The 5,969-nt window shown below is 62.8% G+C and carries 6 protein-coding genes; 2 read left to right on the top strand and 4 right to left on the bottom strand.

Features of this window, described 5'->3' with window-relative positions:
* Nucleotides 1–76: 76 nt before the first annotated feature.
* From Q0K43_RS09900 to proB, 4 genes are all read right to left on the bottom strand, one after another.
* Complete coding sequence (locus tag Q0K43_RS09900) at nt 77–403, bottom strand: hypothetical protein (RefSeq protein WP_297290375.1); 327 nt, start codon at nt 401–403, stop codon at nt 77–79.
* Nucleotides 404–490: 87 nt separating this feature from the next.
* Entirely contained in the window at nt 491–1,738 is a 1,248-nt protein-coding gene (locus tag Q0K43_RS09895; protein WP_297290374.1) for a glutamate-5-semialdehyde dehydrogenase, read from the bottom strand.
* A gap of 21 nt (nt 1,739–1,759) precedes the next feature.
* Entirely contained in the window at nt 1,760–3,313 is a 1,554-nt protein-coding gene (locus Q0K43_RS09890; protein WP_297290373.1) for an S-layer homology domain-containing protein, read from the bottom strand.
* Between the two features lie 59 nt (nt 3,314–3,372).
* Nucleotides 3,373–4,185, bottom strand: coding sequence for a glutamate 5-kinase (gene proB / locus Q0K43_RS09885; RefSeq protein ID WP_297290372.1), 813 nt, complete (start codon nt 4,183–4,185; stop codon nt 3,373–3,375).
* A gap of 193 nt (nt 4,186–4,378) precedes the next feature.
* Here proB and Q0K43_RS09880 point away from each other — a divergent pair, with 193 nt between their 5' ends.
* A complete protein-coding gene (locus Q0K43_RS09880) occupies nt 4,379–4,873 on the top strand; it encodes a tRNA (cytidine(34)-2'-O)-methyltransferase (protein WP_297290371.1) in 495 nt (164 codons plus the stop codon).
* Nucleotides 4,870–5,969, top strand: a 1,100-nt coding sequence (locus tag Q0K43_RS09875; protein ID WP_297290370.1) for a phosphoglycerate kinase, incomplete at its 3' end; no start/stop codon positions are given. The genes Q0K43_RS09880 and Q0K43_RS09875, both read left to right, overlap by 4 nt.

The raw sequence follows: 5,969 nt of genomic DNA, 5'->3' as shown, positions 1-5,969 counted from the left end.
GCCCCTTAAGGGGCTTCGTCCGTATCAGGCCCTTTTAGGGCCTACTCAAGCCTCCGGCTTAGCCGGAGGTTTTGACTTAGAGCAGACAGCGCTCGTTCCGGTCCATATAATGGGCGTCGGCCCGCAGCGTGAGGGGCCGGTCCGTCCCCTGGGGCAGGTAAAAGCGCAGGCCGGTGAGCCTGACATCGGCGGCAGCCGGTTCATGGTGGGGCGGGATGGTGAACAGCCGGGCCCCCAGACAGGTATCCCCGTCCAGCAGCTCCGCCGCCAGGGCCACCCGCCGTTCCGGCAGCACCCCGGCCAGAGTCAGGGTACAGTCAATGATCTGCCCGTCCTCCGGACACAGCCTGCCCAGGTCGCAGTATACCACGCCGCCCTCCGGCTTGATCTGGCGTTCCAGCATGGAAGCACCCCCTACAAATTCATACGGCGGGCATTGCTGCCCGCCGTATGTAACAAGAATTCCGTATGGGGCCGCTCCATCCTATGCTCAGCGGATCTGGCCGGTGCCGTAGATCACAAATTTGCTGGAGGTCAGCTCCTCCAGGCCCATCGGGCCCCGGGCGTGCATCTTCTGAGTGGAGATGCCGATCTCGGCGCCCAGGCCGAACTCGTTGCCGTCGGTGAAGCGGGTGGAGGCATTGACGTACACCGCCGCCGCGTCCACCTGGTTCAAAAACTGCTGGGCGGCAAAGTAGTTGTTGGTGACAATGGCCTCGGAGTGGCCGGTGCCGTGGGCGTGGATAAACTCCACCGCCTCGTCAAAGCCGCCCACCACCTTGACGGCCAGAATGTAGTCGCCGAACTCGGTGTCCCAGTCCTCTTCGGAGGCGGGTACCACGAAATCACCCAGGATGGCCCGGGTCTCGGGGCAGCCCCGCAGCTCCACATTTTTGGTCTGGAGCAGCTGCCAGGCCATGGGCAGGAAGTCACGGGCCACCGCCCGATCCACCAGCAGGCACTCAGCGGCGTTGCACACCGAGGGCCGGGAGGTCTTGGCATTGTGGATGATGCGGGCGGCCATATCCAGGTCGGCCTCCCCGTGGACGTACACATGGCACACGCCCACGCCGGTCTGGATTACCGGCACCTTGGCGTTTTCCACCACATTTTTAATGAGGCCCGCGCCACCTCTGGGGATCAGCACATCCAGATATTCCGTCAGGTTCATCAGCTCCGCGGCGCTCTGGCGGGTGGTGTCGGTGACCAGGGCCACGCAGTCCCGGGGCAGACCGGCGGACTCCAGAGCGTCCCGCATGATGGCCACAAAGGCCTGGTTGGAGCGGAAGGCCTCCTTGCCGCCCCGGAGGATGACGGCGTTGCCCGACTTGAGACAGAGGGCGGCGGCGTCCACGGTGACGTTGGGCCGGGCCTCATAGATGATGCCGATGACGCCCAAAGGCACCCGGCGCTTGCCGATGACCAGACCGTTGGGCCTGGTGGACATTTTGGTGATCTCACCAATGGGGTCGGGCAGAGCGGCTACCTGCCGCACGCCGTCCACGATGCCGGCGATACGGCCCTCGTCCAGTGCCAGCCGGTCCTGGAGGGAGGGGCGCATTCCGGCGGCTTTCCCCGCCGCCAGGTCGGCCTGGTTGGCGGCCAGAATGGCCTGCATGCCGGCTTCAATGCCCCGGGCAATCGCCTCCAGAGCCTCATTCTTGCGGGCGGCGCCCGCCACCGCCAGGACACGGGCGGCGTATCTGGCCGCCAGGCCCTGGGTCTCCAGCTGTGTCATGGCAGTCTCCTCCTTCTTTTGTCAGGCGGACAGGCCCGCCCACACGGCGCTGTCGTCAAAGGGATCCCAGTAGTGATCTCCCGAGTTCTGGTAGGATTCGTTCACGCTGCCCTCCGAGCGCAGGTTGATGCGGTGGGAGAGAATGGCGTGATCCTTCTGGTGCTCCACCGACACCGACAGGGAGAGGTTGCCGAAGTCGCCCCGGCCCACCATGTCGCCGTCCCAGGTCTGGTAGCGGAAGGTAGCGCTCTCCCCGGGCTTCAGGGTGATGTGCTGGTCGGGCACCACGTCGGCAAAGTAGTCGTCGTCCGGCCCGCGATACACCATGCTCCAGAAGTCAAAGACGAAGTCATCGGCGATCTCCGCCGGCAGCTGGGGCGCGGTGACGGTGAGGTAGAGCCCCTCGCTGTCAATGCCCGCCCGGGCCAGGGAGAGGGCCTGGAGGTTATAGGTGCGGCAGGAGGAGGTGGGCAGCTCCCCGTGGGTGCGCACCTCCGGGTCGTCAATGACCAGGCCGTTGGCGTCCAGGCTGTGGTAGAAATAGGGGTGGGGGATGAGTACCTCCGCGTCGGGATCCACGTAGGGGGTGGGCCGCTTCACCGCGCCGATGAGGCGGCAGCACACGGTGGCCAGGGCGGCCCGGGTGGTGGAGGCGGCAGGGCGGAACCAGCCGTTCTCATCTCCCTCCAGCAGGCCGCTGTAGTAGCTCATGTATACCGCGCGCTTGCTGTAGGCGTGGGACATGTCGGACAGGCCCACATCCTCGGAATAGGGCAGTATCTCGCCCAGCTCCTGGGCGGCGCCCACCAGATAGCGGGCCATGTACTGGCGGCTGACCGTGTTGTTCAGGGCCTCCTCCACCGAATCGTGAGCCAGATCCAGGTGGATCCAGTCCATCTCCTTGGCTGCCCGGTAATAGGGCATGGCCCAGTGGGTGTCGTCCGGCCGGGTCTCGATCCGCTCCGGGGCGGCCAGACGCACCAGCACCGCCAGCAGCTGGCCCAGGGTGACCGGCTTCTCAGGCTCAAAGGTGGCCACGCCGTCCACCGGCTCCGAGGTGCCGGTCAGCACGCCGTACTCCACCATGAGCATGATGTTCTCATAGGCCCAGTGGCTCTCCGGCACGTCGGAGAAGGCGGTCACCGCCGCTCCGGCGGAGGGGTTGCCCGCCTGGATGGGGCCGAAGGAGATCATGGGATCGCTGCGGATGTCCCGGGCGGTTTCGAGGATAAGATCAAAGTCCTCCACATCGCTGTACCAGGTCTCCAGGGCGTCCACGTTGTCCAGCAGGCCGGGCAGCCAGGGCGGGGCGGAGCCCTTCTGCTGGAGCAGGATGTGCATCTGATCCAGGCTGATGGCCAGCAGGAGAAGCTCCAAATTCTTGTCCTCCTCCGGCAGATAGGGGATCCACAGCTCGTTGCCCAGGTAGCTCACCGCCTTCTCGGCGATGATCCGGGCTTCGGTGATCTCAATGTCCAGCTCGGGGAAGGCTTCCGCCGCTTCCGCCCGGCCATAGGGCAGCCACAGGGAAAGCGCCAGCAGCAGTGCCAGGGACAGGGAGAGCATTCGTTTCATACAAACACAACCTTTTCTTCTTCTTACATATGGAAAACGGGAGAGGAGAGTATCCCGCTTTACCCCTTGGAAAACCGGGTGCCGATATCCGCACCCGCCACGATGTCGTAGATGGCCTCCATCCGGCTGCCGTTTGCAATGACCATGTCGATGCCGGCCTCCAGCGCGGTCTGGGCGGCGTTGAGTTTGGTAGCCATGCCGCCGGTACCCCGCCAGGTACCCGCGCCCCCCGCCATAGCCCGCAATTCGGGGGTAATAGCCGACACATGATGGATCAGTTTGGCGTCCGGGTGGGTGCGGGGATCGGCGTCATACAGTCCGTCGATGTCGCTGAGCAGCACCAGCAGGTCGGCCCCGCACAGCCGGGCCACGATGGCGGACAGGGTGTCGTTGTCGCCCAGCACCTTGCACTGGCCGGTCTCGATCTCCGCCGAGGACACCGAGTCGTTCTCGTTGACCACCGGGATGACCCCCAGCTCCAGCAGGGCCTCAAAGGTGTTGTGCAGATGCTCCGACCGGACGGGGGCGTCCACATCCTCGCCGGTGAGCAGGATCTGGGCCACGGTGCGGTTATACTCCGCGAAGAGCTTGTCATAGATGTGCATCATCATGCACTGGCCCACGGCGGCGGTGGCCTGCTTCATCCGCAGTTCGGTGGGGCGCTGTTCCAGCCGTAGTTTCTTGGTGCCGATGCCGATGGCGCCGGAAGAGACCAGCACCACCTGATAGCCCATCCCCTCCAGATCGGACAGGACCCGGGCCAGCCGCTCCATATTTTGAAGATTGAGGCTCCCGGTCTCCCGGGTAAGGGTGGACGTACCCACCTTCACCACCAATCGATGTACCTTGCGATTCCGCTGCAATGCGTTCATCCTCCTTGGCGTTGCTTTTGTCTGTGAGCATCATACCACAGTTTCCTAGTACAGTAAAGTACAAAAGCATGTGCTTGCATAAACAAAACTGCATGTTTTACCGCTTTTTCACGCTTTTACGGTTGAAATCTATGGGATTTTGGAGTACAATAGCCTGCGCTGAACAGTGATAGAGGTATAAAGAGGGAATAAAATGCTGAATATCGTGCTTTACGAACCGGAAATCCCGCAAAACACAGGAAATATTGCCCGTACCTGTGCGGTTACGGGTATCCGGCTCCACCTGATCAAGCCTCTGGGCTTTGATATCAGTGACAAAGCCGTAAAAAGGGCCGGCTTAGACTACTGGCATCTGGTGGATCTGCGGGTGTATGAAAATCTGGAGGACTTTTTCCAGAAAACCGGTGCGGAAGATATTTGGCTGGCCACCTCCAAAGCCCCGCGGCCCTATACAGAGGCCACGTTCCGGGATGGGTGCTATCTCATCTTCGGCAAGGAGACCGCCGGTTTGCCGGAGTCCTTCCGGCAGCAGTTCCCCCAGCGATGTATTCGTATACCGATCCGGGCGGAGGCCCGGTGCCTCAATCTTTCCAACTCAGCGGCGATCCTAGCGTACGAAGCCCTGCGACAACTGGATTTTCCCGGATTGACCGGGGAAGGCGAGATGAAAGGAGCTAGTATAGTATGAACTACAACAAGAAAACCGTAAAAGACATCGACGTAGCCGGCAAGAAGGTACTGCTGCGCTGCGACTTTAACGTGCCCATGGCCAAGGACGGCAGCGGCGTCATCACCGACGACAAGCGCATCCGTGCGGCCCTGCCCACCATCCAGTACCTGCTGGATCAGAATGCCGCCGTCATCGCCTGCTCTCATATGGGCAAGCCCGTGGCTACCTTTGACTCCTATGTGAAGAAGCAGGCCGAGAAGGGCAAGGACCCCGCCTCCATCACCGAGGAGGAGTGGAAGAAGTCCCTGGCCAAGCTGTCTCTGGCCCCGGTTGCCAAGCGCCTGAGCGAGCTGCTGGGCCGTGAGGTCATCATGGCCTCCGACGTGGTGGGCCCCGACGCCCAGGCCAAGGCCGCCGCTCTCCAGCCCGGCCAGATCCTGCTGCTGGAGAACACCCGCTTTGAGAAGGGTGAGACCAAGAACGATCCCGCTCTGGCCAAGGCCATGGCTGATATGGCTGAGGTGTATGTGTCCGACGCCTTCGGCGCCGTCCACCGCGCCCACGCATCCACCGCCGGTGTGGCTGCCTACCTGCCCGCCGTGTCCGGCTTCCTGATCCAGAAGGAGCTGGAGATCATCGGCGGCGCCCTGGCCAATCCCAAGCGTCCCCTGGTGGCTATCCTGGGCGGCTCCAAGGTGTCCTCCAAGATCGGCGTCATCAACAACCTGCTGGAGATTGCCGACACCATCATCATCGGCGGCGGCATGACCTACACCTTCCTCAAGGCTCAGGGCGGCTCCATTGGCAAGTCCCTGCTGGAGGAGGACTGGCTGGACTACTGCAACGACATGATGAAGAAGGCCAAGGAGAAGGGCGTCAAACTCCTCCTGCCCGAGGATACCATCTGCGCCAAGGAGTTCTCTGCTGACGCCGAGCCCATCCTGGTGGACAGCATGAACATCCCCGACGACTGCATGGGCATGGACATCGGCCCCAAGGCCATTGCCGCCTACGCTGACGCTGTGAAGGATGCGGGTACTGTGATCTGGAACGGCCCTATGGGCGTGTTTGAGTTCCCCGCCTTTGCCAAGGGCACCCAGGCTGTGGCCGAGGC

Origin of the sequence: uncultured Flavonifractor sp. (assembly GCF_944383115.1) — a bacterium.
Taxonomy (GTDB): Bacteria; Bacillota; Clostridia; order Oscillospirales; family Oscillospiraceae; genus Flavonifractor.
This window is presented reverse-complemented; position numbering and strand designations above follow the sequence as displayed.

Bases quoted from the DNA above. Each gene is read 5' to 3' on its own strand.
- Q0K43_RS09900 (WP_297290375.1), bottom strand. From the start codon at position 403: ATGCTGGAACGCCAGATCAAGCCGGAGGGCGGCGTGGTATACTGCGAC.
- Q0K43_RS09890 (WP_297290373.1), bottom strand. From the start codon at position 3,313: ATGAAACGAATGCTCTCCCTGTCCCTGGCACTGCTGCTGGCGCTTTCC.
- proB (WP_297290372.1), bottom strand. From the start codon at position 4,185: ATGAACGCATTGCAGCGGAATCGCAAGGTACATCGATTGGTGGTGAAG.
- Q0K43_RS09895 (WP_297290374.1), bottom strand. From the start codon at position 1,738: ATGACACAGCTGGAGACCCAGGGCCTGGCGGCCAGATACGCCGCCCGT.
- Q0K43_RS09880 (WP_297290371.1), top strand. From the start codon at position 4,379: ATGCTGAATATCGTGCTTTACGAACCGGAAATCCCGCAAAACACAGGA.